Origin of the sequence: Streptomyces sp. NPDC001507, from assembly GCF_042894765.1 — a bacterium.
Lineage (GTDB): Bacteria > Actinomycetota > Actinomycetes > Streptomycetales > Streptomycetaceae > Streptomyces.
Genome location: NZ_JBIAVV010000009.1, coordinates 373,186 through 397,457 on the forward strand (window position 1 = coordinate 373,186; position 24,272 = coordinate 397,457).

Here is a 24,272-nt window from a genome sequence, read left to right on the forward strand (position 1 = left end):
CCCATCATCCCGCCCGTGTGACGCACTCGTCACCGGGGGTTCCGGTCGGCCGGCCCCGATGCGCGATCAGGGGGCCCCTGGGCGTTGGGCACTTGTCGGGTGAGGGACAATGGAGGCTCTGTCAGGGCGGGTTGCATGAGGGGACGCATGTCGGAGGCGGAGCGGGCGGGGACTTCTCGTCAGGAGACTCGTCAGGACAACAGTGAGCGTCTTCTCGCCGGGCGGTACCGGCTGGGAGGAGTGCTCGGCCGCGGCGGCATGGGCACGGTGTGGCGGGCCGAGGACGAGACCCTCGGCCGGACGGTGGCCGTCAAGGAGCTGCGGTTCCCGTCGAACATCGACGAGGAGGAGAAGCGGCGCCTGATCACGCGCACCCTGCGCGAGGCCAAGGCGATCGCCCGCATCCGCAACAACAGCGCGGTGACGGTCTTCGACGTGGTCGAGGAGGACGACCGGCCCTGGATCGTGATGGAGCTGGTCGAGGGCAAGTCGCTGGCCGAGGTCATCCGGGAGGACGGCCTGCTGGAGCCGAAGCGGGCGGCCGAGGTCGGGCTGGCGATCCTGGACGTGCTGCGGTCGGCACACCGCGAGGGCATCCTGCACCGGGACGTGAAGCCGTCCAACGTGCTGATCTCCGAGAGCGACGGCCGGGTCGTGCTCACCGACTTCGGCATCGCCCAGGTCGAGGGCGACCCGTCCATCACCTCCACCGGCATGCTCGTCGGCGCCCCCTCCTACATCTCCCCGGAGCGGGCCCGCGGTCACAAGCCCGGCCCGGCGGCCGACCTGTGGTCGCTCGGCGGCCTGCTGTACGCGGCGGTCGAGGGCGCACCGCCGTACGACAAGGGGTCGGCGATCGCCACCCTGACGGCCGTGATGACCGAGCAGCTGGAGGAGCCCAAGAACGCGGGACCGCTGAAGGACGTCATCTACGGGCTGCTCACCAAGGATCCGGCCAAGCGCCTGGACGACGCGGGCGCGCGGGCGATGCTCAACGCGGTCATCAACGCCCCGGAGGCGGTGCCCGCGGACGCCACCCGGGTCGTACCGCTGCCTCCGCAGCCCGAGGCGCCGCAGCAGGAGAAGGGCGCCGGGGCCAAGCGGGGCGAGGAGGCCGGGGAGAAGCTGCGCGGGGCGCTGCGGTCGGTGCGGAAGGCCGCGGGGGCGGCGAGCGCCGCTGCCGCCACCCGGACGAAGAACGCCGGCGCGGGCGCCGAGGCGGGCGCACCCGCGGCACCCGCGGCACCCGCGGCCCCGGTCGTGACCGGTTCGCCCTCGGGACCGGTCGGGGATGCGCGTCCGGCCGCCGGTGGCGGGTCCGGCGCGGCCACCGCCCCGGCGGGGAGCAAGCCGAAGGCCGGCAAGGCGAGTTCGGGGTGGCCCGTCATGCCGCCGCCGGATCTGGACCTGGCGCCCCGCCCCGTGCCCAGGGCGCCGATCACCGACGTGGTGCCGAAGCGCACCCTGGTGATCATCGCCGTGGTGGTGGTGCTCGCGGTGCTCGGTACCGTGCTCGCCGTCGTGCTGAACGGCGACGACGGGGACAGCAAGGGCAGCGGCAAGAGCGGCGGTTCCAAGGCGTTGGCGTCCGCGGGGGCGAGCGCGAGCAGTGGTTCCGGTTCGGGTGCGAAGTCCGGTTCCGGGGGCGACTCCACCAAGCAGGACACGAGTGGCGGCACCCGGACGGACGGGGACGCCTCGTCCACCGGCGCCTCCGGGAGCGGCGGCTCGGACGACTCCGGCGACGACTCGTCCTCGGCGTCGAACTCCAGTGGCAGCGACACGGCCGGCGACGGTGGCAGCGCGCCGGTGGTGACCAAGTACAAGGGTGGCCAGGGGTACTCGATCGGGCTGCCCAAGGGCTGGAAGTTCCAGACCAGCAGTTCCGCCGGGGACCGGTTCACCGGGCCCGACGGGCAGAAGCTGCTGATCGCCTGGACGAGCACGCCCAAGGACGACCCGGTCGCGGACTGGAAGAACCAGGAGCGTTACATGGTGCGCTCCCAGTACCAGAAGATCCGCATAGCCGAGGTGAGCTACCGGGGCTGGAACACGGCCGACTGGGAGTTCACCTACGTCGACGGCGGCACCAAGTACCACACCGTCGACCGGGGGTTCGTCGTCAGCTCCAAGCAGGGGTACGCGCTGATGTACACCGCGAAGGCCGACGACTGGAGCAGTGAGCTGCGCAAGGACACCTGGAAGACGCTGACGGCGTCCTTCGAGCCCCGGTGACAAATTCGCATCCCCACAATGAGACTTGCCTCCGGCACGTATCGTGAGTGGTTGCGGACCGTACGCATCCAGGTATGCATGCAGAACGGGCCGCGAAACGAACGGATTTGACCAGCCGGGCGGCCGGGGGAGGCAACGTGGACGACTACGCGGGTCGGGTGCTCGCCGACCGCTACCGCCTGCCGTTGCCCCCCTCCGACGAGTACGAACACACCGAGACCCGGGCCTTCGACACCTACAGCGGGCAGGAAGTGTTCGTCCGCCAGGTGCCGTTGCCGGAGGTCGTCGAGGCGGAGGTGCTGGACGCCGAGGGGTTGCCGGAGGGCTTCACTGCGCGTGACCGTGGCGCGCGGCGGCCGCCGACGGCGCGCACCGCGACACGCCGGCCCAGCGACCCGGTGGTGCGGCGCGCCGTCGAGGCCGCGCAGGCCGCCGCCCGGATCCCCGACCACCCCCGGCTCGACCAGGTATTCGACGTGTTCGCCGAGGGCGGTTCGCTCTGGATCGTCAGCGAGTCGGTCGCCGCGCGGTCGCTGGCGGCGGTGCTGGCGGAGCAGCCGCTGAGCCCGTACCGGGCGGCCGAGGTCGCCTCCGACGTGCTGATGGCGCTGCGGGTACTGCACGCCCACGGCTGGGTGCACCGCAACATCACCGCCCGCACGGTCCTCGTCTGCGACGACGGCCGGGTGATGCTGACCGGCCTCGCGGCGGGTGCGGCGGAGGAGGCGCTGTGCGGGTACGACCCGGTGCCGGCGCCCGAGGGCGAGGGCGGCGCGTCGGCCGACGGGCGGCGGTGGGTCGGCGTGGCGGAAGGTTCCGCCACGCCCGGCGGGCCGCCTGGTCCGTCCGGCCCGTCAGGCCCGAACGCCTCGCCCGGATCGCCCGGTTCGGGCGTTTCGGGCGGTTCCGGCGGCTCGGGTGTCGTCCCTGTCGGGGGCATCGGGAGCATCGGTGGTGCGTCCGGTGGTACGGGCGGCGCGCAGCAGGCGCCCGGCGCGCCGGAGACCGATCCCGAGGCCGCCCGGCGCGCCGCGATCCAGGCGCGGGCCGCCGGCGGGCTGCCGGGGGCCGGTCCGGACGAGGGCACTGGCGGCACCGGTCCGGGCGGCGCCGGTACGGGTGCCGTGGAGCGGCGGGCACTGGAGACGGGCTCGGACATCCGGGCGGCGCGGGCCGGGGCGATCGCCGCGTACCGGGCGGGAGCCAGGGCCGCCGCCCGGGTCCACGAGGCCCAGCAGAACGGGCGGGCCGCGCTGCCCGGTGCCCGGCCGCCGGCCGAGGGCGACACCGCGGCACCCGCGCCGCAGCCGCCGTACGGTCCGGGACACGCCAACGGGGCGGCCCAGCAGCCGTATGCCAACGGTGTGGCGCAACCGCCGTACGCGAACGGTCAGGCGCAGGTGCCGGGCGGGGAGCAGCGGGCCGCCGGTGCCATGCCACCCGGCCGGATCGCGGACCCGTACGGGGTGCGCGGCGCGCCGTCGCCCTGGCACGGCGCCGCACCCCGCCCCCGCCCCGGCACGCCCCCGGCGGTGGCCCCCGGCCAGGAACGCACCGCGCTCCCGACGGCCGGACCCGGCGCGGGCACTCCCCTGACCGGTGTCGGGCTTCCCGGCGGCCAGGGCCAGGCGCCCGCCGTCGTACCCGCGCAGGGTGCCGGACCCGCCGCCGCCCGCTGGGGCGAGCCCGGTGCCGCCGTTCCCGGACGACGGGGCCCCGGCACCGCGCTGGCCGCCGAGCGGGCGCGGCAGGTGCGGATGACCGTCGTGGGGCCGGTGACCGAGCGCTGGGCACCGGAGCAGGCCGTTCCCGTGCACGAGAACTGGCAGCTGGCGGCCCCCATCGGCCCGGCCACCGACCTGTGGGCGCTCGGTGCGCTGCTGTTCCGGTCGGTGCAGGGACACGCGCCGTACCCGGAGGAGTCCACGGCCGAGCTGGTGCAGCTGGTGTGCTCGGAGCCGCCCGCCTTCGCGGAGGAGTGCGGGCCGCTCAGGCCGGTCGTGGAGTCGCTGCTGCGTCAGGACCCGACCGAGCGGCTGGACTTCGAGGAGTTGCGCGGCTGGCTGCGCTCGCTGGTGCGGTCCGCGCCCGAGCCGGACGCCGGTGCCCATGTCGTCGCCGCCCCGCCCGCCGACCCCCGGCGGCTGCCGATCGTCCGGCGCCGCGGCGAACTGGTGCGCAGGCGCAAGGCAGGGCTCCCCGCGACGCACGGCCGGCACAAGCGGGCCCGGGACGAGGCCAGGTCCCCGCGCCGACTGGGCCGCACCCTCCTTCTGCTGGTCCTGCTCCTGCTGGCCGCGGCGGTCGCGTACGCCATGCTGTTCCTGCCGAAGAAGGACACGGGGGCCGAGGGCGGCCCGGCGGCCGGCGACCGGACGGGCACGGCAGGCGAGGCGAGCCCCGCGCCGAGCCACGACCGGACGCCAACGTCGTCGCCGACACCGACCCCCACGTCGACCCCGTCCACCGAGACGCAGACCACCGCCGGTTCGACCGGCGGCGCCACGGTCGCCGACGGGTTCACCCTGCGCGACGACCCGAACGGCTTCCGGATCGCCGTCGCCAAGGGCTGGAGCCGTTCCCCGAAGAACGGCAGCGGCCAGGTGATCTACTCGCACGGGAAGTTCGAGCTGATCGTCGTGGCCGGCCGGGACAGCGCGGCGTCCTTCGGCAGCGACCCGATGGCGTACCAGCGGGACAAGGAGCCGGAGCTGCAGCCCTACCGGAACTCCAGCTGGGCCACCGCGGGCGGGCTGCGGACCATCACGGTCGGTCAGCAGGTGTCGGCCGAGGGCCAGTTCACCTGGACGGACAGCCAGGAGGGCGACCTGTTCGTGCGCAACATGGTCTTCCTGATCAACGGGAGGTACCACATCGTGCAGGTGCGCGGCCCGGAGGCCGACCGGGACGAGGTCACCACGGTGTACGAGCAGGCGTCGGCGACGTACAGGTACACGGGCTGAGACGCAGAGGCGGCCGCAGACGTACCAGGGGGCGGGCCGGACGGAAGTCAACGTGTCCCCGGGGCGGTTGGTTCCCGTTCCGGTGCGGGGATTTCGTTCACATCCGCCGGCGGAAGCGAGAACCGTCACAGTGCTGTCTCCGTGGGACCCCTCTTGTTCCCTGACCGGGGAGCGGTCCTTAGTCTGACCCTGACAAGAGCATTGCGGGGCAACGTGAATCAGATGCAGGGCCTGCTCATCGCGGGCCGCTACCGGCTGGCCGACATCATCGGCAGCGGCGGCATGGGCCGGGTGTGGCGCGCCCATGACGAAGTGCTGCACCGGGCTGTCGCCATCAAGGAGTTGACGGCCGCGCTCTACGTCTCCGAGAGCGACCAGGCCATCCTGCTGGCCCGCACCAGGGCGGAGGCCCGGGCCGCGGCGCGCATCAACCACTCCGCCGTCGTCACCGTCCACGACGTACTCGAACACGACGGTCGCCCGTGGATCGTCATGGAGCTGGTCGAGGGCCACTCGCTGGCCGACGCGGTCAAGGAACAGGGGCGCATCGAGCCGCGGGAGGCCGCCCGGATCGGGCTGTGGGTGCTGCGCGCGCTGCGCGCCGCGCACAGCGCCGGGGTGCTGCACCGGGACGTCAAGCCGGGCAACGTCCTGATCGGACGGGACGGCCGGGTCCTCCTCACCGACTTCGGCATCGCCCAGATCGAGGGCGACACGACGATCACCCGTACCGGGGAAGTGGTCGGATCCGTCGACTACCTCGCGCCGGAGCGCGTGCGCGGGCACGATCCGGGGCCGTCCTCCGACCTGTGGGCGCTGGGCGCGACGCTGTACACGGCGGTGGAGGGGCGCTCGCCGTTCCGCCGCACCTCGCCGCTGACCACCATGCAGGCGGTCGTCGAGGACGAGGCCGCCGGGCCGCACGGCGCGGGTGCGCTGGAGCCGGTCATCACGGCCCTGCTGCGCAAGGAACCGGCCGAGCGGCCGAGCCCCGAGGAGGCCGAGCAGATGCTCGCCGAGGCGGCGGAGGGACGGCGGCCGAGCGGGGCACAGGCGTACGTGCCGACCCAGTCGCAGATCCGCAGCAGCGGCGGCGGCAGCGGCGCGGCGACCCGACGGGACTCCGGCGCAGGGCACGAGAGCTTCCAGGAGGGCGCGCCGTACGAGGGTTCGTACGGCAGCAACTCCTACCCGAACTCCTACGCCGGTTCGCTCGGCGGCTCCTACGACGGGCAGCGTCCCTCCGGTGGTGCCACGAACCCCCCGACGACCATCGGACCGCCCTCCGCGCCCGGCGCCGCCCGGCCCGGACGGCGCCGGCTGCGGACCCTCGCGCTCGTCGTGGCCCTGGCCGCGCTGCTCGGCGGCGGTGCGGCCGTGGCCCTGCAGAAGTGGGGTTTCGGACAGCAGGACGAGGGCAGCGGCAGCGTGGCCTCGCCGGCCACCTCCGGCACGTCCTCCTCGGGTGGCGCGAGCACGGCTCCGGGCGGCGCGGTGCCCGCCGACTGGCAGGCCGTGCACGACCCGTTCGGCTTCAGCCTCTCCCTGCCCAAGGGCTGGACGCGCAAGGTCTACGCCGTCGGCGGCGACGTCGACCCCGACCTCAAGCAGGTCGACTACACGCCCGACGGCGGCAAGCACTTCGTGCGCATCGCCATGGACAGCTCGCCCGACTTCTCCAGCGCACTCGCGCACCAGCAGGACCTGGAGCAGCAGCTGCACAAGCTGGTCGACTACAACCGCGTGACCATGAAGCAGAACCTGTACCGGGACCGGGACGGGTCGGTGTGGGAGTACACCTGGACGGCGCTGGCCAAGGACGGGGCGAACACCGCCGGGCCGCGGCGGGCGATCGAGGAGACGTACTACTCACGGGCGGGTGTCGAGTACGCGATCTACGTGTCGTCGCCGGCGAAGGACTGGGCGACGGCCGCCAAGCAGTTCAAGTGGATCCTGCAGAGCTGGCAGGAGCCCGGGTCGGCCGGGTGACAGGGCCGCACGTCCCGGAAAGCCCCGGAAAGCCGCGTTCCGGTCAGGTGGCTTGGCTTGTCACCGTCCGGAAGGTTCAGGTCCGGTGCGGCATCATGGGGCCATGGGGACCGACGGGGACGCCGTCCGTCTGATCGCGGGGCGTTATCGCCTGCAGGCGCGGCTCGGGCGGGGCGGGATGGGTGTCGTGTGGCGCGCGGCCGACCAGTTGCTGGGGCGGCAGGTCGCCGTCAAGGAGCTCACCGTCGACGACTCCCTCCCGGACGACGACGCCCGGCTGCGCCGCGAACGCACGCTGCGCGAGGCGCAGGCCGTCGCCCAGTTGCACCACCCGCACATCATCGTCGTGCACGACGTCGTCGAGGACGGCGGACGGCCCTACATCGTCATGGAGTTGATCGAGGGCGGTTCGCTCGCCGACCGGATCTCGCGGAGCGGGCCGGTGGACGTGGGCGAGGCCGCGCGGATCGGGATCGCGCTGCTGAGCGCGGTGCGGACGGCGCACGGGGCCGGAGTGCTGCACCGGGACATCAAGCCGGCGAACGTGCTCGTGGAGGCCGCCACCGGGCGTGTCGTGCTCACCGACTTCGGCATCGCCCAGGTCGCGGGCGCCACCACGCTCACCGAGACCGGTTCCTTCGTCGGCTCGCCCGAGTACACCGCGCCCGAGCGGATGTCGGGCGGCCGGTCAGGACCGGCGGCCGACCTGTGGTCGCTGGGGGCGCTGCTGTGCGCGGCACTCAGCGGCGAGTCGCCGTTCCGGCGCGACTCGCTCGGCGGGATCCTGCACGCCGTGGTCTCCGACGAGATCCGGCCACCGGCCCAGGCCGAGCCGCTGCTGCCGGTCGTACGGGGGCTCCTTGAGCGGGATCCCGAGCACCGGCTGGGTGCGGCGGAGGCCGAGCGGATGCTGCGCGGGTTCCTGGAGACGGGGACTGTGACGGGCGCCGGTGGCGCGCCGCGGAACGCGGGCGCCGCGTCGTACACGCCGACCCAGCGGGACGTTCCGTGGCCGCCGCCTCCGGAACCCGCCGTGCCGCCCCGGTCCTCCACCCGCGGGGTGCTGGTCGCCGCGCTGCTGGTCGCCGCGATGGCAGGGGCGGGCGTGTCGGCGGCCACGCTGCTGTTCCACGGCGACGGGGGCGGCACCGCCCCGGGCCCCGGAGGCACCACGGCCGTCTCCGCCTCGCACCAGGCGCCCCGCTCGGCCACGGCCACCACGCCGTCCCCGCCCCCGACCGTCCCGACCGCCCCGCCCCCCACCACCCACTCCCGCACCGCGCCCTCCGGCTACCGGCTCGCACGGGACCCGGGCGGCTTCTCCCTCGCCGTCCCGGAGGGCTTCACCCGCGACCCGCAGGGCGAGCGTGTCTTCTACATGTCGCCGGGTCAGACCTTCCGGCTCGGCATCAAGGTCTCCGGGACGCAGACCGGCGGACCGGGCGGGGTGATGCGGCGCGCGGCGGCCGACGGGCCGAGCACGAACCCCGGGTACCACGACGGCCGGGTCACCGACACCACCCATTCCGGACACCCCGCCGCCTTCTGGGAGTTCACCTGGAAGGGCTTCAGCGCGACGGAGGGCCCCCGGCACACGTACGACCTCTGCTGGGAGGAGGACGGCCTGCTGTACGACGTGTGGGTGTCGGCGCCGGTCGGGAAGGTGCGGGAGGCGCGGGAGTACTTCGACGTCGCCGTCGACACGTTCACGGCCACCTGAGAAGGGGCCGCTACCGGGTGCGCCGGACCAGGTCCACGAGACGGCGGGCGGTGCCGGGGCGGTAGGCCGGGCCCTCCAGCCGTAGCAGGGCGCCGTTGCGGACGACCGCGTACGCGACCGGTGCCGGCGCCTTCGGGAGGGTGACCGGGTGCCGTCCGGACGGCAGTTGCAGACGGGCCGGGAGGCGCAGATGCACCCCACCGGCGTCGGGGGCCAACTCGGCGTTCACCGTCAGCGTGGACACCGTGACCTTGACGGGGGCGGCTGTGGTGGACGCGGCCGCCGCAACATACGGCAACGGGAGCGAGTGCCTGCCGTGCGCGGAGTTCGCGGCGGCGGCCTCGGCGGTGTCGGGGCCGAGCTTGCGCAGGCGGGGGCCCACGTCGAGGGTGAGCTGCGCCCGGCCCGCCGTCCAGTAAGGGAGGGCGAGCCGGCCGCCGGTGAGCGCGGGGGCGGCGGCCGGGGTGTTCTCCGGGCCGGCGCCGGTCATGCGGACCATGCGGTCGATGCCGAGCAGGTGGACGAACGCCCACACCTCGTGCGGCCCGCGCTCCAGTGGCCGGCCGCCGGCCAGCCGCTCCGGATCCAGGGTCAGCCGCCCGGACGCGACGAGCCGGGACCGGCCTTCCCCGAGCGGTTCCAGCCGTACGTCCAGGTCGCCTTCCGGGTACCACCAGTCCTCCCGGTCGCGGTCCTTGACGACCAGTTCGGCGTAGGCCAGCCGGAACGGGTCACGGACCTCCCAGCCGTCCTCGGTCCCCGGCACCCCGCCCAGCAGCTCCGGGTCGAGCCAGTGCTTCCCGTCCCGCTGGACGAGGACCAGGGGCTCGCCGTCTCCTCGTACCAGGCTCAGCCCGACGTCGGCGACCAGGCGGCCGTCCTCCCAACGGGGTCGGCCGAGTTCGCCGCGAGCCTGCACCCCGCGGACGTGCTCGGCGAACGCGACCGCGCCGTCGAAGTCGCCGCGTTCGAGGAGTTCGGCCCGCACGCCTGACACCGCGGGCAGTCCCTCCCGTACGGCGGCCGGGAACTCCTGCAGGGCCACCTCCCGGGCAGCGTCGAAGCGGGGTCGCTGCTCGGCGGGATCCTCGCGCAGGATCTCGGGCTCGCGGGCGCGGGAGAGGACCTCCACGTGGTAGTAGCGGTGCAGCAGGCGGTTCTGGAGGGCGTCGACGTCGTCGGACGGCGTGGTGCCGTCCTTGATCTGGCGGACGATGGTGCGCACGTTGGGCCAGAACCCGTGCCGGGGGTTGAATCGGTGCTGGGTGTTGTTGCCGCCGTCGTCCCGCTTCAGCCAGTAGTAGCAGGGGTAGTCGGCGAGGATCGAGATGCGTTCCGCTTTCAGGTAGGCGGCGCTGACGAAGAGCAGGTCCTCCATGATCCACGGACCCTCTGGGAACCGCAGACCGTGTTCTTCGACGAAGGCTCGCCGGAACATCTTGTGCGGAGACATGCTCTGCATCAGCTCGTCGTTCTCGATGGTGCAGGCGTCCACCGTGTGCCGGAACACGCGCCGGGGCCGCACCATCGTGCTGGACATCTTGCCCAGTACCACGTCGGCGTCGTTCCGCTTCGCGTGCTCGTAGAGCCGTTCCAGGGCTTCGGGCCCGAGCTTGTCGTCGTGGTCGACGAACTGGACGTATTCGCCCTTGGCGTGCCGCAGGCCGAGGTTGCGGGGAGCGCCGGGCCAGCCCGAGTTGGGCCGGGTGTGCACCTGGACGTTCGAGTGCTCGGCGGCGATCTTCTCCAGCCGGGACAGCGTGTCGTCCGTCGACCCGTCGTCGACGTAGATCACCTCGTACTCGTCGGCCGGCAGGCTCTGCCCCACCAAAGACGGTGCGCACTCGTCGACGTACTTGCCGGTGTTGTAGACGGGAACGATGACGCTGACCTTGATTCTCGACATTCCCCGGATTTTACCTGCCGGGTCAGGCGTTGACGGACCGTTTGCACAGCGGGTGGCCGATGCGGGCGCGGGATTCGATAATCGAAACGAGAGAACCGGCTGTTCTGCCGAATTATCGGGAAGACCGACGGGTGTAATTGCCCCGTCGGATCACGGCGCCGAATGGCGATAAAAGAGGTCATGGCGTTTGCGGACATGAAGGCTCTTCTGCTCATGAACGTATCACGACTGTTCCGGAGCCGTCATGTGAATATTCGGTGAAGTGCCACGGGATTGCCGTGAGTTGGTGTGCGAATGCTGCATCTTTTGTCCGGTTTTACCGCCCGAAGTCCTCTTCTCGTTCGTTGCAGCGTAAAAGGCAAAGATGGTGACACTCTGTGTGGTTGCTGTGTGCACCCGGTTTCTCGAATGGTCTTGACGGCCTTTATTCGACTCGTATTTAGTCTCCTCTTACGTCATTCATAGGGTGGTCTTACCTGGGCTCGCCCGACGGGACAACGAGGGGTGGAGTGTGCGTACGCGTACACATCTGGCGGGGAAATTGGTCGCTTTGGCCGGCCTTCTCCTGGCCGCGACGGGGGGCGTGACGCTGACCTCGCCGGAGGCGGCAGCCGCCACATGCACGGCGGGGACGACGAGCGACTTCAACGGCGACGGGGTGCAGGACACGGTGATCGCAGACCCGGGCGCCACGGTGAACGGGGCCAAGCGTGCCGGTCTCGTGCGGGTGATCCTGGGCGGGGGCAAGGGCGTCTCGGAGATCTCGCAGGCGATCACCGGCATGGACGCGACGCCCGAGGCCGGCGACGGCTTCGGCACGTCCTACGCCGCCTACGACGCCGACGGCGACGGCTGCAGCGACCTGGTGGTCGGCGCGCCGTACGAGGACGTCGTCAAGGACGGCAAGAACCTTGTGGACGCCGGGGCGATCTACATCATCCACGGCACGCCCACCGGCGTCGGGGCGGGTTCCAGGATCGAGGGGTACTCGCAGGCAGGGTTCAACCCCACCTCGGCGACCGAGGCCTACGACTGGTTCGGCTACGCGTTGAAGGCGGGCACGACGGCGAGTGGCGCGCCGTACCTGGTCATCGGTGTCCCGGGTGAGGGGGTCACCGTGAGCGGTACGACATACCCCCACGCCGGTTGCATCGAATACGCCCAGGGCAGCACCAGACTCGCACTCAGTCAGGACTCCCCGGGAGTGTCGGGAGTTCCCGAGGAGGAGGACCGTTTCGGCTACTCGCTGGCCGGGACCAACCGCTACTTCGCCGTGGGCTCTCCGGGCGAGGCCATCGGGGACGAGGCCTTCGCGGGAGGCGTCGCCGTGTTCAGCCACACGCTGGCGAACGGGATGCCCACACCGCTCCTCGGCCTTGACCAGGACAGCACCGGGATTCCCGGAGTGGCGGAGTCCGGCGACCGCTTCGGCACCTCGATTTCCATGACCGGCTACCGGCCGAGCGACCAGACGTACAACTCCGACGTTCTGCTCGCCATCGGGATGCCGGGCGAGGACGTCGGAACCCTGGCGGACGCTGGTGGTGTCGCGGTCGTACGTGTCCAGCCGTCCGGTGCCTACTCCCTGGTCACGGCGATGGACGGCAGTACGGCGGACCTCGAGGGCGATGCCGTCGCCGGTGACTTCATGGGCCAGCGGGTGGCGATCGCCAACACCGACACCAGCGTGGTGACCACCTCGGCCACGGTCCGCCTCGCCGTCGGCGAGCCCGGCAAGGACACCGCGACGCTCAAGGACGCGGGAGCCGTCCACATCTTCAGGCCGCTCGACCCGGCCATCGGCGCGGCCGACAAGGAGCTCACCCGGGGCTCGGGGCTGCCGGGCACGGCGACGGCCCGTGACTACACGGGCATCGGGCTCATAGCGGGCAGCACCAACCTCTACGTGGGCGTGCCCTACAGCAAGGAACCGGCCACCTCGAAGGGCGTCGCGTACGTCCTGCCGTGGTCCGACATCGACGGCACCACCAGCACGGGGACCACCGTCCACGTGCCCGGATCGGGCGGCCTGCCCGACGCCGGCTCGACGTTCGGGGTGATCGGGTGAACGGCCGGCACGGGAGCAGAGAGCACCGCACCATGAAGATCCGCAGAAGACCCGGACGCCGCCCCCTCGTCGCGGCCGCCGCCGTGGCGGCCCTGCTGACGACCGGTCTGAGCGTCGTCCCCGCCCCGGCCGCCGAGCAGACGTCGGCCGCCGCCAAGGACACCGCCGCCGACAGCGGCACGTCGCTCTCCCCGGCCGCCGCCCAGACCAGGGCGAGGAAGTCCGGCAAGGCCGTCGAGATCCAGAGCCTGCGCGACGAACGCAGCACCACCGTCGCCAACCCGGACGGCACGTTCACCGTCAGCGAGTACGTCCAGCCCGTCCGCACCCGCGTCGACGGCAAGTGGACGGACATCGACACCACGCTGGTCAGGCGGAAGAACGGCACCCTCGCCCCGAAGGCGGCGCTGACGGCCATGGCCTTCTCCGGCGGCGGGGACAGCACCTTCGCGACCATCGAGAAGGACGGCCGCTCGCTCTCCCTCGACTGGCCCGACAAGCTGCCGAAGCCGAAGACCGACGGCTCCACCGCCACGTACCCGAACGTCCTGGACGGCGTCGACCTCAAGGTCACCGCCAGCGCCGAGGGTTTCTCGCACGTGCTGGTCGTCAAGAACGCGAAGGCGGCGGCCGACCCGGAGCTGGCGAAGCTGCGCCTGCCGCTCGACACCTCCGCGGTGAAGCTGACGGAGACCGGCGACGGCGGGCTGACCGCCACCGACACCGGCTCGGGCGGCGCGGTCTTCGAGGCGCCGCAGCCGGTGATGTGGGACTCCAGCCACGCGGCGAAGGACGACGTGCCCGCCGCCGACGAGAACACCCAGACGCCCCCCGAGGGCGCCCGGGTCGCCGACGTCGGCGTCGACGTCTCCGCGGACACGATGACGCTCACCCCCGACACGGACCTGCTCACCGACGCCGGCACCGTCTACCCGGTCTACATCGACCCGGTCGTCAAGACCGCCGGCAACACGGGCTGGACCATGGTGTCCTCGCACTACTCGGGCACCTCCTTCTGGAAGTTCGACGACGACGAAGGCGTCGGCCTGTGCCCCTCCGACGTGTCGGTGCGGTGCAGCAGCTCGACGGACGTGAAGCGGCAGTTCTTCGCGATCCCCACGGGCACCTTCGCGGGCAAGGACATCGTCAGCGCCGAGTTCGCGGTGACGCAGGTGTTCACCTACAGCTCCAGCGCCCGTCAGGTGCAGCTCGCCCGGGTCAACAGCACCGGCGCGAGCGCGATCAGCTCGAAGGCCGACTGGGACAACCAGCCGGCCTCCAAGGCCACCCTCGGCACCGACTCGTCCACGGCCAACGCCGGTACGTGCACCTCGAAGAACCAGAACGTCCGCTTCGACGTGAAGAGCACCATCCAGACCGCGGCCGACAAGAGCTGGGACACCACCACGTTCCGCCTCAAGGCGGCCAGCGAGTCGGACACCTCGTACTGGAAGCGCTTCTGCGGCAACGCGCACCTCGAAGTGACCTACAACCGGCCGCCGTTGGAGCCCGTCCAGGACGACCTGCAGATGAAGCCGGGCGGCACCTGCGAGTACGGCGCGGCCACCGAGCACTACGTGACCGAGGCCCCACGCGTCTCCGCCGTGATCCGCGACTACGACCACGGTGACATCGGCTCCAACACCGAGACACTCCAAGCCCAGTTCAAGGTCTGGTGGACCAACTCCAGCGGGGACACGGTCACGCACTACGCCACGACGGCCAAGAAGACCACCGTCGACTCCAGCTGGAGCGACCAGACCGGTGTGGCCACGTTCTTCTACACCATCGGCAGCGATGTCTCGGGCGACGGCGAGGCCGGGTTCACCGTCCCGTCGAACACCACGGTCGCCTGGGCGGTCCGCGGCTACGACCAGCAGTCGTACGGCGCCTGGTCGACCGACGGCGACCAGACCCGCTGCGAGTTCATCTACGACACCAGCAAGCCCAAGTCGGCAGCGATCACCTCGGCCCAGTACCCCGACGACGAGGCCTGGCACACGGGCGTCGGCGACTACGGCGACTTCACCATGGACTCGCCGTCCACCGACGTCACCAAGTACACCTACTACGTCACCGGCCCGCAGGCCGACAGCACGAAGAAGACGGTGGCCGCCGACTCCACCGGCGGACCGGCGACCATCCGCTGGATGCCGCCCAGCGAGGGCACCTACGTCCTGCACGTGACCGCGGTCGACGGCGCCGGCAACGCACAGAAGACGCCGACCGTGCACGTCTTCCTGGTCAGCGACGGCCGCGCGCCGGTCGCCGCCTGGACCCTCGGTGACGCCAAGGGCTCCACGAAGGCGGCCGGGAGCAGCACCACCCCCGCCGCGACCCCCGGTTCCGGAGTGGCCTTCGGCGCGGCCGGCCCGCTCGGCTCCACCGACACCGCCACCTCCTTCGACGGCACCGAGAACGCCTACCTCGACTCGGGTACCGCCTCCGTCGACACCGGCAAGTCCTTCTCGGTGAGCGCCTGGGTGATGCTGCCGACGCTGCCCACCCAGAACATGACCGTCGTCAGCCAGGACGGCACCGCCCAGGCCGGCTTCGAGCTGGGCTACGACAAGGACACCGCCTCCTGGACCTTCCGCATCCCGGTCAGCGACATGGAGACGCTGGGCACCTGGAAGGTCTCCGGTGCCACGGCGGTCGCGGGCAGCTGGACGCACCTGATCGGCGTGTACGACGCCGAGCTCGGCAAGCTGATGCTGTACGTCAACGGTGTCCTCGTCGCCGACGACGTGCAGGCCCGGCACACCGTGTGGACCGCGACCGGCGCCGTGCAGATCGGCCGCCGGCTCGACCTGGACGGATACACCAGCAACCTCAAGGGCAGTGTCGCGGACGTCAAGCTGCACGACCGGGTCATCCCGCCCACCGAGGGCCAGGAGCTCGGCGGCGTCCAGCCGCACCAGCTGGCCTACTGGCAGCTGGACGAGGCAACGAACGGCGTCTCCCCGGAGAACGGCGGCGGCACCGGCCTGACCCTCGGCGGCGGCGCGTCCATCTACGTGCCGGACGAGTCCTGCGACCCCGAGGCCGACCCGGACTGCACCGCGCCGGCCGCGCCGCTGTGGGGCGACGGGCACCTGGCGCTCGACGGTGTCCGCGGCTACGCCACCCGCGCGGCGGCCGGACCGCTCACCGCGCAGGACAGCTTCACCCTGACGGCACGGGCCCGGCTGGCCTCGGCGAGCCCGGCGACGGACGAGACGGTGCTGTCGCTGTCCGGCGCCAACGGGTCCGCGATCAAGGTCAGGTACTCGGCGGCCGACGCCCGCTGGCAGCTGGTGGTGACCGACGCGGACACCTCCTCGCCGGTCACCGTCACCGAACTGGACAAGGGCGACGCCCCGAGCTCCGCGGGCGACGGCGACCACCTCGCCCTCGTCTACAACGCGGTCTTCGGTGACGTGCTCCTGTACGTCAACGGGGTCGCCGTGGTCGACGCCTCCTGGGACAACACCTGGGACTTCAGCACGACCAGCCTCCAGATCGGCCGTGCGCTGACCGGTTCGTCGGCGGGCGAGTACTTCTCCGGCGCCGTGGACGAGGTGCGCATGTACCAGGGTCCGCTGGACGCCTCGCTGGTGGCGCTGGTCGCCGGTCTGCCGGGCGGCTCCAGCATCGAGGAGACCTCGGCATAACCGTCCCCTTGCGTGGGCGGGCGGCTCGACTGCGAGCCGCCCGCCCTTCTCGGCATGTCTGCCGCTCCCGTATATCCCCTACTCCAAAGGAGAGTTGATGTCCTCGCCTCCCTGGTTCCGGTCGGCCCGACCGGCCTGGCGAAGCGGTCGCAGAAGGGCCGCCGTGGTCCTCGGACTGGCGCTGTCCATAGGGCTGCTCCCGCAGTACGCCCCGGCGGCCACCGCCTCCGACAGCGGTGTCACCCGGCCCAAGACGCAGACCGACCTCGACCATCCGGTGCGCGGCAGGAGCGCCACCGCGAAGACCTTCAAGAAGACCGACCAGGCCAAGAAGGCCGCGGTCAGGAAGACCTCCAAGGCCCACTGGCCCAAGGCGGGCAGCGCCGAGGTCGACCTCGGCGGCAAGGCGGTCAAGGCCGACGGCCTGCCGCTGACCGCGAAGGCGGCCGGCGGGGCCAGGGGCGCCGGCTCGGTCCGCGTCCGGGTCCTCGACCGCAGGGCCACCGAGGCGGCCGGGGTGGACGGCGTGCTGTTCACCGTCGCCCGCTCCGACGGCGCCGCGACCGCGGGAGAGGCCCAGGTCGCCCTGGACTACTCGGGCTTCGCCGACGCCTTCGGCGGCTCCTACGGCTCCCGGCTGCGGCTGGCCACGTACCCCGCGTGCGTGCTGACGACGCCCGGGAAGAGGTCCTGCTCGACGCCGACCTATCTGAAGACGGCGAACGACCCGGCGAAGCAGACCCTGACCGCGACCGTGCAGGCGGCCGCCGACACCTCGGGACCCTCCGGCCAGCTCCTCGAAGCGGACTCCGCCGCGTCCTCGGCCACGGTCGTCGCGGCCACCGCGAGCAGCGGCGGCGACGGCGGCGACTACAAGGCCACCAGCCTCTCGCAGTCCTCGCAGTGGGGTGTCGACGCCAGCTCCGGCGCGTTCACCTGGTCGTACCCGATGAGCGTCCCGCCGGTCCCCGGCGGCATGCAGCCGACCGTCGGACTGAGCTACAACTCCCAGTCCATCGACGGCCAGACGGCCGCCACCAACAACCAGGGCTCGTGGATCGGCCAGGGCTTCTCCTACGACCCCGGTTACATCGAGCGCAGCTACAAGGCCTGCGCCGACGACGGCCACGACGACACCAACGGCGACGAGTGCTGGGCGTTCGACAACGCCACCCTGTCGCTGACGGGCGGCAGCTCGGGCCGGCTGGTCAAGGACGACAAGACCGGCACGTGGCGGATCAGCTCCGACGACAACTCCAAGGTCGAGCACCTGACGGGCGCCACCAACGGCGACGACAACGGCGAGTACTGGAAGATCACGACCGGCGACGGCACCCAGTACTACTTCGGCCTGAACCACCTCACCGGCTACGCGAGCGGCAACGAGGAGACCAATTCCACCTGGACCGTCCCGGTCTACGGCGACGACTCCGGCGAGCCCTGCTACAAGTCCACGTTCGCCGACGCCTACTGCACGCAGGCCTGGCGCTGGAACCTCGACTACGTCGTCGACCCGCACGGCAACGCCATGTCGTACTTCTACGGCACGGAGACGAACTACTACACGCAGGGCCTGAAGACCACCGAGAACGGCAAGGCCTACATCCGCGGCGGCTACCTCAAGCGCATCGACTACGGCCAGCGCGACGGCTCGGCGTACTCCAGCAAGCCCGCCGCCCAGGTCGTCTTCACCACCGCGGAGCGCTGCGTCGGCTCGCTGACCGACTGCTCCGCCGACGCCCTCAAGGACTCCACGGCCGCCGACTGGCCGGACGTCCCCTGGGACCAGAACTGCGCGTCGGGCAGCAAATGCCCCGGCCAGAACTCGCCGACCTTCTGGACCCGCAAGAAGCTCACGAAGATCACCACTCAGATCCGTACCGGTGACTCGACGTACACCCCGGTCGACGTCTGGAGCCTCACCCACGACTTCACCGACAACGGCGACGGCTCGCGGTCCCTGTGGCTCAGCAAGATCGACCACACCGGCAAGGTCGGCTCCGACGCCTCGGTCCCGTCCGTCCAGCTGTACGGCACCCAGCTGCCCAACCGCGTCGACGAGACCGGCGACAACATCCAGCCCTTCTACCGCTTCCGCCTCTCCGGGGTGCAGAACGAGTCGGGCGGCGTGCTCAGCGTCAACTACGCGGACAACCAGTGCACGACGAGCAACGTCCCGGCGGAGGACTCCTCCGTCAAGCGCTGCTTCCCGGTGAAGTGGAGTCCGCCGGGCGCCACCGACCCGATCACGGACTGGTTCCACAAGTACGTGGTCGCCTCCGTCGTGCAGACCGACCTCACCGGCGGCAACGCGGACCAGGTCACCTCGTACACCTACCTCGGTGACGCGGGCTGGCGGAAGACCCCGGCCGACGGCATCACCAAGACCGAGGACCGCACCTGGAGCGACTGGCGCGGTTACGGCAGGGTCCGGGTCGTCACCTCCGACGGCACCAACTCCGCGGCCAACACACGCACCGAGCACGTCTTCTTCCGCGGTCTCGACGGCGACGTCGACAAGAACGGCACCACCCGCTCCGCGACCGTCACCGACTCCAACGGCGTCTCCTACGACGACTCCGACTGGAAGGCCGGCCAGGAGCTGGAGACACTCACCTACAACGGCGACGACATCACCGAGAAGTCGGTGACGGTGCCGTGGACCGCGGTGACCGCGACGGAGACCCGGGACTGGGCCACCTACAAGGCCCGTTACGTGGCGAACGGTTCGACCGACACCTACACCGCGCTCGCGGTGGGCGGCTGGCGGCACACCAGGTCGACCACGACCTACGACGACGCGACCGGCCGTGAGAAGACGGTCGACGACGACGGCGAGGTCGGCGTCGCCGACAACCAGTGCACCCGCACCGAGTACGCGGACAGCGCGAGCGCGCACATCTACACGACGGTCTCGCGGGTCGAGAAGGTCGGCGTCGACTGCGCCTCCACCCCGGACCGCTCCAAGGACGTCATCTCCGACGACCTCACCTACTACGACGGTTCGACGACGCTGGGCGCCGCCCCCACCAAGGGCGACCCCACCATGACCAAGCGCCTGTCGGCCCACGACGGCACGACGGCCACCTACCAGACGACCGCCGTGACGACGTACGACGCCTACGGCCGCCCGCTGGTGGTCAAGGACGCCGAGACGGCGGCGTCGTCGACGCAGTACACGTCCTCCACGGTCTACACGGACACCTACGGCCTGGCGACCAAGTCGACGGTCACCAACATCGACGGCTGGTCGACGACCACGGAGTACGCCCCCGCGTGGGGTCAGCCGACCGCCAAGACCGACACCAACGGCCTGCGCACCGACCTCGCCTACGACGGCCTCGGCCGCCTGGTCCAGGTCTGGCTGCAGGACCGCCCCAAGGCGAAGAACTTCACCCCGTCCATCAAGTACGAGTACCTGATCCGCGGCGCCGCCGGTCCGGCCGCCGTCCACACCCAGAAGATCGAGAACGACGGCACGTCGTACGGCAGCGAGTGGTCGCTGTACGACGGCTGGCTCCGGCCCCGCCAGGACCAGACCGAGGGCGACGGCGGCCGCATGGTCGCCGACACGCTCTACGACGGTTCGGGCCGCGTGGTGAAGGTCAACGACACCTACTTCGCCTCGGGTTCGCCGTCCTCGACGCTCTTCGACCCGGTCGACGCCGACCTGGACGCGACGACCGTCACGCAGTACGACGGCGCCGGCCGCACCACGGCCTCGATCTTCAAGGTCAACGGCACCGAGGACTACCGCACCACGTACGCCTACGGCGGCGACCGCGTCACGACCACTCCGCCGCAGGGCGGGGTCAGGACGACGGTGGTCAAGGACGCCCGGGACAACACGACGACCCAGATCCAGTACCCGGTGGACGGCGACGCGGTCACCACGTCGTACGGGTACGACGACGCGGGCCGGCTGACCGGCGTCACCGACGACAAGGGCAACGACTGGACGTACACCTACGACCAGCTGGGCCGCAGGAAGACGGCGGTCGACCCCGACACGGGCTCGTCCTCGTACACGTACGACGCGCTGGACCGCCAGACGTCGGTGACGGTGAACGGCGACAAGACGTCGACCGTCTACGACGAACTGGGCCGGGCCGTCTCCACCTGGCAGGGCGAGGCCACGACCGGCACCAAGCTCTCCGTCACCAAGTACGACACGGTCTACAAGGGCGAGCTGTACGGCGTCTACACCTACAAGGACGGCGCGGTCTACTCGTCGGTGACCTACCCGACCCTCGACCCCGACAACGACTACGCACCCGTCTCGACCAAGTACTACCTCTCCAAGACGGCCGAGCCGCAGCTGGGCGGGACGTACGAGTTCACGGCCCAGTACAACGACGACGGCACGCTGCAGAGCCAGGGCCTGCCGGCGACGGGCGACCTGTCCGCCGAGGCGGTGGGGTACGTCTACGACGGCCTGCAGCGCCCGACCGGCCTCACCACCTCCCTGGGTGGTCTGAGCTACGTCACGGACGCGTCGTACTCGCCGACGTCGAACCTGGAACAGCTGGAGCTGTACACGGGTGAGTCGACGGCGAAGAAGACGTGGATCACCAACAACTACGAGGCAGGCACCGACCGCCTGACCAACTCGCGGGTGGACGTCCAGGGCGCGTCGAGCGTCGCCTACGACGCCGACTACACCTACGACAAGGCCGGCGACATCCTCTCCATCGCCGACACCCCGACCGGCGGCACGAGCGACGTCCAGTGCTTCTCGTACGACGGCCTGGGCCGCGTGTCGTCCGCGTGGACGTCGTCGGTGGCGTCGAACGGCGCGAAGGGCACGGGCTCGACCGACGCGTCCTGCGCGCCGGGAGCGTCGTCGACGACGGTGGGCGGGGTCTCCCCCTACTGGACCGACTACGGCTACGACACGATCGGCAACCGCACGAGCGAGGTGCGCCACGGCCTGAACGGCGCGGCGACGTCGAGCCGCACGTACAAGTACGGCGAGACGGGCTCCGGCCCGAACGGCGCCGCCTCCGGCGCGCACACGGTCTCGTCGGTGACGGAGAAGACGGGCGCGACCAGCACCACTCCCGCGGTCACCTCCCAGAACTCCTACACCTACGACGCGTCGGGCAACACGAAGACCCGGGTCCTGGACGGCGACACCCAGTCGCTGGCCTGGGACAAGCAGGGCGAGCTGACGACGGTCACGAACGCCGACAACGCGGTGACGACGTACAAGTACGACGCGTCGGGCTCCCGCATCCTCCGGGACACGCCGACGGAGAAGACGTTCTACCTGCCCGGCACCGAACTCCACTACGACAAGTCGACGTCGAAGGTGACGGCGACCCGCTACTACACCTTCGCCGGCACCACCGTCGCGATGCGGGAGGCGGACGGCGTCCACTTCCTCGCCTCCGACGACCAGGGCACGGCCGAGCTGGCGGTCGACGCGAAGACGGGTTCGACGACCCGGCGCCGCATGGACGCGTTCGGCAACCTCCGCGACGACTCCACGTCCTCGTCCACGGGCTGGGTGAACGACAAGGGATTCGTCGGCGGCACCGTCCAGAAGTCCACGGGCCTGACCACACTCGGCGCCCGCGAGTACGACTCCGACACCGGCCGCTTCATCTCGGCGGACCCTGTGGTCGACTACACCGATCCGCAGCAGATCAACGGCTACGCGTACGCCAACAACAGCCCGGTCTCCCACAGCGACGCGTCCGGCCTGCGCCTCGCGGACTGCGTCGGCGGCTGGAACGAGTGCGGCCCCGGCCCCTCCACCCACCGCGGCGCGGTCGACACCCGGGACAACGGTGGCTCGGGCAGTACCGGCAGCGGTACGACCTACACCCCGGCCCAGGCCAAGGCGGACGACGCCAGAGCGAAGGAGGACTCGGCCAAGCAGCGCGCGATCGCGGTCGCCAAGGAACTCGGCAAGATCGCGATGGACGAACTGGGCATCACCGACGCCCTCGACTGCTTCACCACCGGCAACCTGGGCGCCTGCGGCAACACGGCCCTCAACGTGGTCGGCTCCTTCCTCGGCGGCGGCCCCCTGGCCAAGCTCGCCAAGAAGTACCTGTTCCGCTGGGACAAGGCCGCGGCCCTCGGCAAGCGGATCTACGGGCTCGGCAAGGACCTCCTGAAGTCCTTCAAGGACTGGCGCAAGAGCAGGAAGGAAGCGGACCGGCTGGCCGGCATGGCCGCTTCCTGCTCCAAGAAGAACAGCTTCACCCCTGGCACCAAGGTGTTGATGGCGGACGGCACTACCAAGGCCATCAAGGACGTGAAGATCGGCGACGAGGTATTGTCCACCGATCCAGACACCGGCAAGTCCAAGCCGGAGAAGGTCACCGCCGAGATCGAGGGCGTAGGCCTCAAACATCTCGTCAAGGTCACCGTCGACGTTGACGGTAAGCGGGGCACGAGGACGGCATCGGTCACGGCCACCGACCAGCACCCGTTCTGGGTGCCGGAGTTGAACGAATGGGTTTACGCCACTGACCTCCACTCGGGCCAGTGGCTGACCACCGGCTCGGGAACCCGCGTCCAGATCACTGCGGTGAAGCGCTGGACTGTCCTGACCGCTGCGGTCAACAACCTCACCGTCAGTGAACTGCACACCTACTACGTGCTGGCGGGGTCCGCTCCGGTTCTCGTTCACAACGATTCGGTGGACGTGTGTATCCTGCCGTCTCACGGGATCGATTCGACGAGGTACCCGGAAACCGCACAACATGTTGCCGACGCCCAGGCGAATGGCAAGCCTGAACTGCTGACGATCAACCGTGCGGGAGCCAAGCAGAACCGCAAGGACTCGTTGCGCGGAATCAAGACCCAGAGGGGCAAGGACCGCGACGAGTACCCGCCGGCCATGTTCGAAGAAGGCGGTACGGGCGCCAGTGTTCGTCATATCGGTCCCAGCGACAACCGAGGAGCCGGATCGACCATGGGTAAGGCGTTTGAGCAGTACCCGGACGGAACGAAAGTCGTAGTCTATGCCAACTGAAGATGCTCGAGGAGCGCAGAAATCCTCCGTTGACCGTCTGCTGGAGATATCGTCTTCGGCTCTGGCGGACGAGACGGGGGAGTTCAGTGGACCTGTGGGTGTGCTGCTTCGGCGCCGCAACGGTTTCTATGCGTTTCTCGGCGCCCTGCATGTGTTCCCAACGGTTTCCACCGATGTGGAGATCTCCCAGTCGGACTGGAACTCGGATGATCTGTGGAGAGCGTGCTATCCCGCATTGGGAAAGGAGTACACGGCCTTCGCTGAAGACGTTTTCGGCGGCCAGTTCCTCTACTCTGATTCCGGTGTCCACCAACTGGATCCGGAGTCTGGCGAAATCGAGAAGGTCGCGTCCGATATCGAGGGATGGTGTGCTGCCATTCTCGAGGAGCCGGAGGTGCTGACTGGATATCCCTTGGCGGAGGAATGGCAAACCCTCCACGGGAGGCTTCCTGTCGGGAAGAGGCTGGTTCCGAAGAAGCCCTTCATTTTGGGGGGCGATTTCAGTTGTGACAACCTGATGCTTGTGGACACGGTCGAGAGCCTCAGATGGCGTGCGGAACTCGCGGCAAAGATCCGTGATGTTCCTGACGGAGGGAAGATCGTCTTTCGTTACGAGTGAGCCCATAAAGGTCAATCGCGCCTTGGCTGGAGAGTCCCGTCGGTGACGGAACCGGTGAGACTCCCCGCTCGAACGGACAGATGCGGGCCCCCTTCCGTGGGAGGGGGGCCCGCACCGCATGGCCCCCTGAC

Annotated in this window: 9 protein-coding genes; 8 read left to right on the plus strand and 1 reads right to left on the minus strand. The window is 70.7% G+C overall.

The window, feature by feature from the left end; genetic code table 11:
* Positions 1–147 precede the first annotated feature (147 nt).
* The 4 genes from ACFY0K_RS29260 to ACFY0K_RS29275 all read left to right on the plus strand — a co-directional run bounded on the left by ACFY0K_RS29260 (position 148) and on the right by ACFY0K_RS29275 (position 8,907).
* A complete protein-coding gene (locus ACFY0K_RS29260; RefSeq protein WP_390642417.1) occupies positions 148–2,235 on the plus strand; it encodes a serine/threonine-protein kinase in 2,088 nt (695 codons plus the stop codon).
* Between the two features lie 137 nt (positions 2,236–2,372).
* Complete coding sequence (locus tag ACFY0K_RS29265; RefSeq protein ID WP_390642316.1) at positions 2,373–5,198, plus strand: protein kinase; 2,826 nt, start codon at positions 2,373–2,375, stop codon at positions 5,196–5,198.
* Positions 5,199–5,420: 222 nt separating this feature from the next.
* On the plus strand, positions 5,421–7,187 hold the full coding sequence (locus ACFY0K_RS29270; protein WP_390642418.1) for a serine/threonine-protein kinase: 1,767 nt from the start codon (positions 5,421–5,423) through the stop codon (positions 7,185–7,187).
* Positions 7,188–7,290: 103 nt separating this feature from the next.
* A complete protein-coding gene (locus tag ACFY0K_RS29275) occupies positions 7,291–8,907 on the plus strand; it encodes a serine/threonine-protein kinase (protein ID WP_390642317.1) in 1,617 nt (538 codons plus the stop codon).
* A gap of 10 nt (positions 8,908–8,917) precedes the next feature.
* Here ACFY0K_RS29275 and ACFY0K_RS29280 read toward each other — a convergent pair whose 3' ends face one another.
* Entirely contained in the window at positions 8,918–10,813 is a 1,896-nt protein-coding gene (locus ACFY0K_RS29280) for a glycosyltransferase family 2 protein (protein WP_390642318.1), read from the minus strand.
* 550 nt (positions 10,814–11,363) lie between these two features.
* On the opposite strand from ACFY0K_RS29280, the gene ACFY0K_RS29285 reads away from it, so the two are divergent.
* The 4 genes from ACFY0K_RS29285 to ACFY0K_RS29300 all read left to right on the plus strand — a co-directional run bounded on the left by ACFY0K_RS29285 (position 11,364) and on the right by ACFY0K_RS29300 (position 24,141).
* The gene (locus tag ACFY0K_RS29285; protein ID WP_390642319.1) at positions 11,364–12,881 is read left to right on the plus strand and encodes a VCBS repeat-containing protein; all 1,518 of its coding nucleotides are present in this window, start codon (positions 11,364–11,366) and stop codon (positions 12,879–12,881) included.
* 32 nt (positions 12,882–12,913) lie between these two features.
* Entirely contained in the window at positions 12,914–16,534 is a 3,621-nt protein-coding gene (locus ACFY0K_RS29290; RefSeq protein WP_390642320.1) for a LamG-like jellyroll fold domain-containing protein, read from the plus strand.
* A 163-nt stretch (positions 16,535–16,697) separates the two neighbouring features.
* On the plus strand, positions 16,698–23,522 hold the full coding sequence (locus tag ACFY0K_RS29295; protein ID WP_390642321.1) for an RHS repeat-associated core domain-containing protein: 6,825 nt from the start codon (positions 16,698–16,700) through the stop codon (positions 23,520–23,522).
* Positions 23,512–24,141 (plus strand): hypothetical protein, encoded by a 630-nt coding sequence (locus ACFY0K_RS29300; RefSeq protein ID WP_390642322.1) that lies wholly within the window; start codon positions 23,512–23,514, stop codon positions 24,139–24,141. Before ACFY0K_RS29295 ends, ACFY0K_RS29300 begins: the two co-directional genes overlap by 11 nt.
* Positions 24,142–24,272 lie beyond the last annotated feature (131 nt).

Bases quoted from the DNA above. Each gene is read 5' to 3' on its own strand.
- ACFY0K_RS29260 (WP_390642417.1), top strand. From the start codon at position 148: ATGTCGGAGGCGGAGCGGGCGGGGACTTCTCGTCAGGAGACTCGTCAG.
- ACFY0K_RS29270 (WP_390642418.1), top strand. From the start codon at position 5,421: ATGCAGGGCCTGCTCATCGCGGGCCGCTACCGGCTGGCCGACATCATC.
- ACFY0K_RS29275 (WP_390642317.1), top strand. From the start codon at position 7,291: ATGGGGACCGACGGGGACGCCGTCCGTCTGATCGCGGGGCGTTATCGC.
- ACFY0K_RS29280 (WP_390642318.1), bottom strand. From the start codon at position 10,813: ATGTCGAGAATCAAGGTCAGCGTCATCGTTCCCGTCTACAACACCGGC.
- ACFY0K_RS29290 (WP_390642320.1), top strand. From the start codon at position 12,914: ATGAAGATCCGCAGAAGACCCGGACGCCGCCCCCTCGTCGCGGCCGCC.
- ACFY0K_RS29300 (WP_390642322.1), top strand. From the start codon at position 23,512: ATGCCAACTGAAGATGCTCGAGGAGCGCAGAAATCCTCCGTTGACCGT.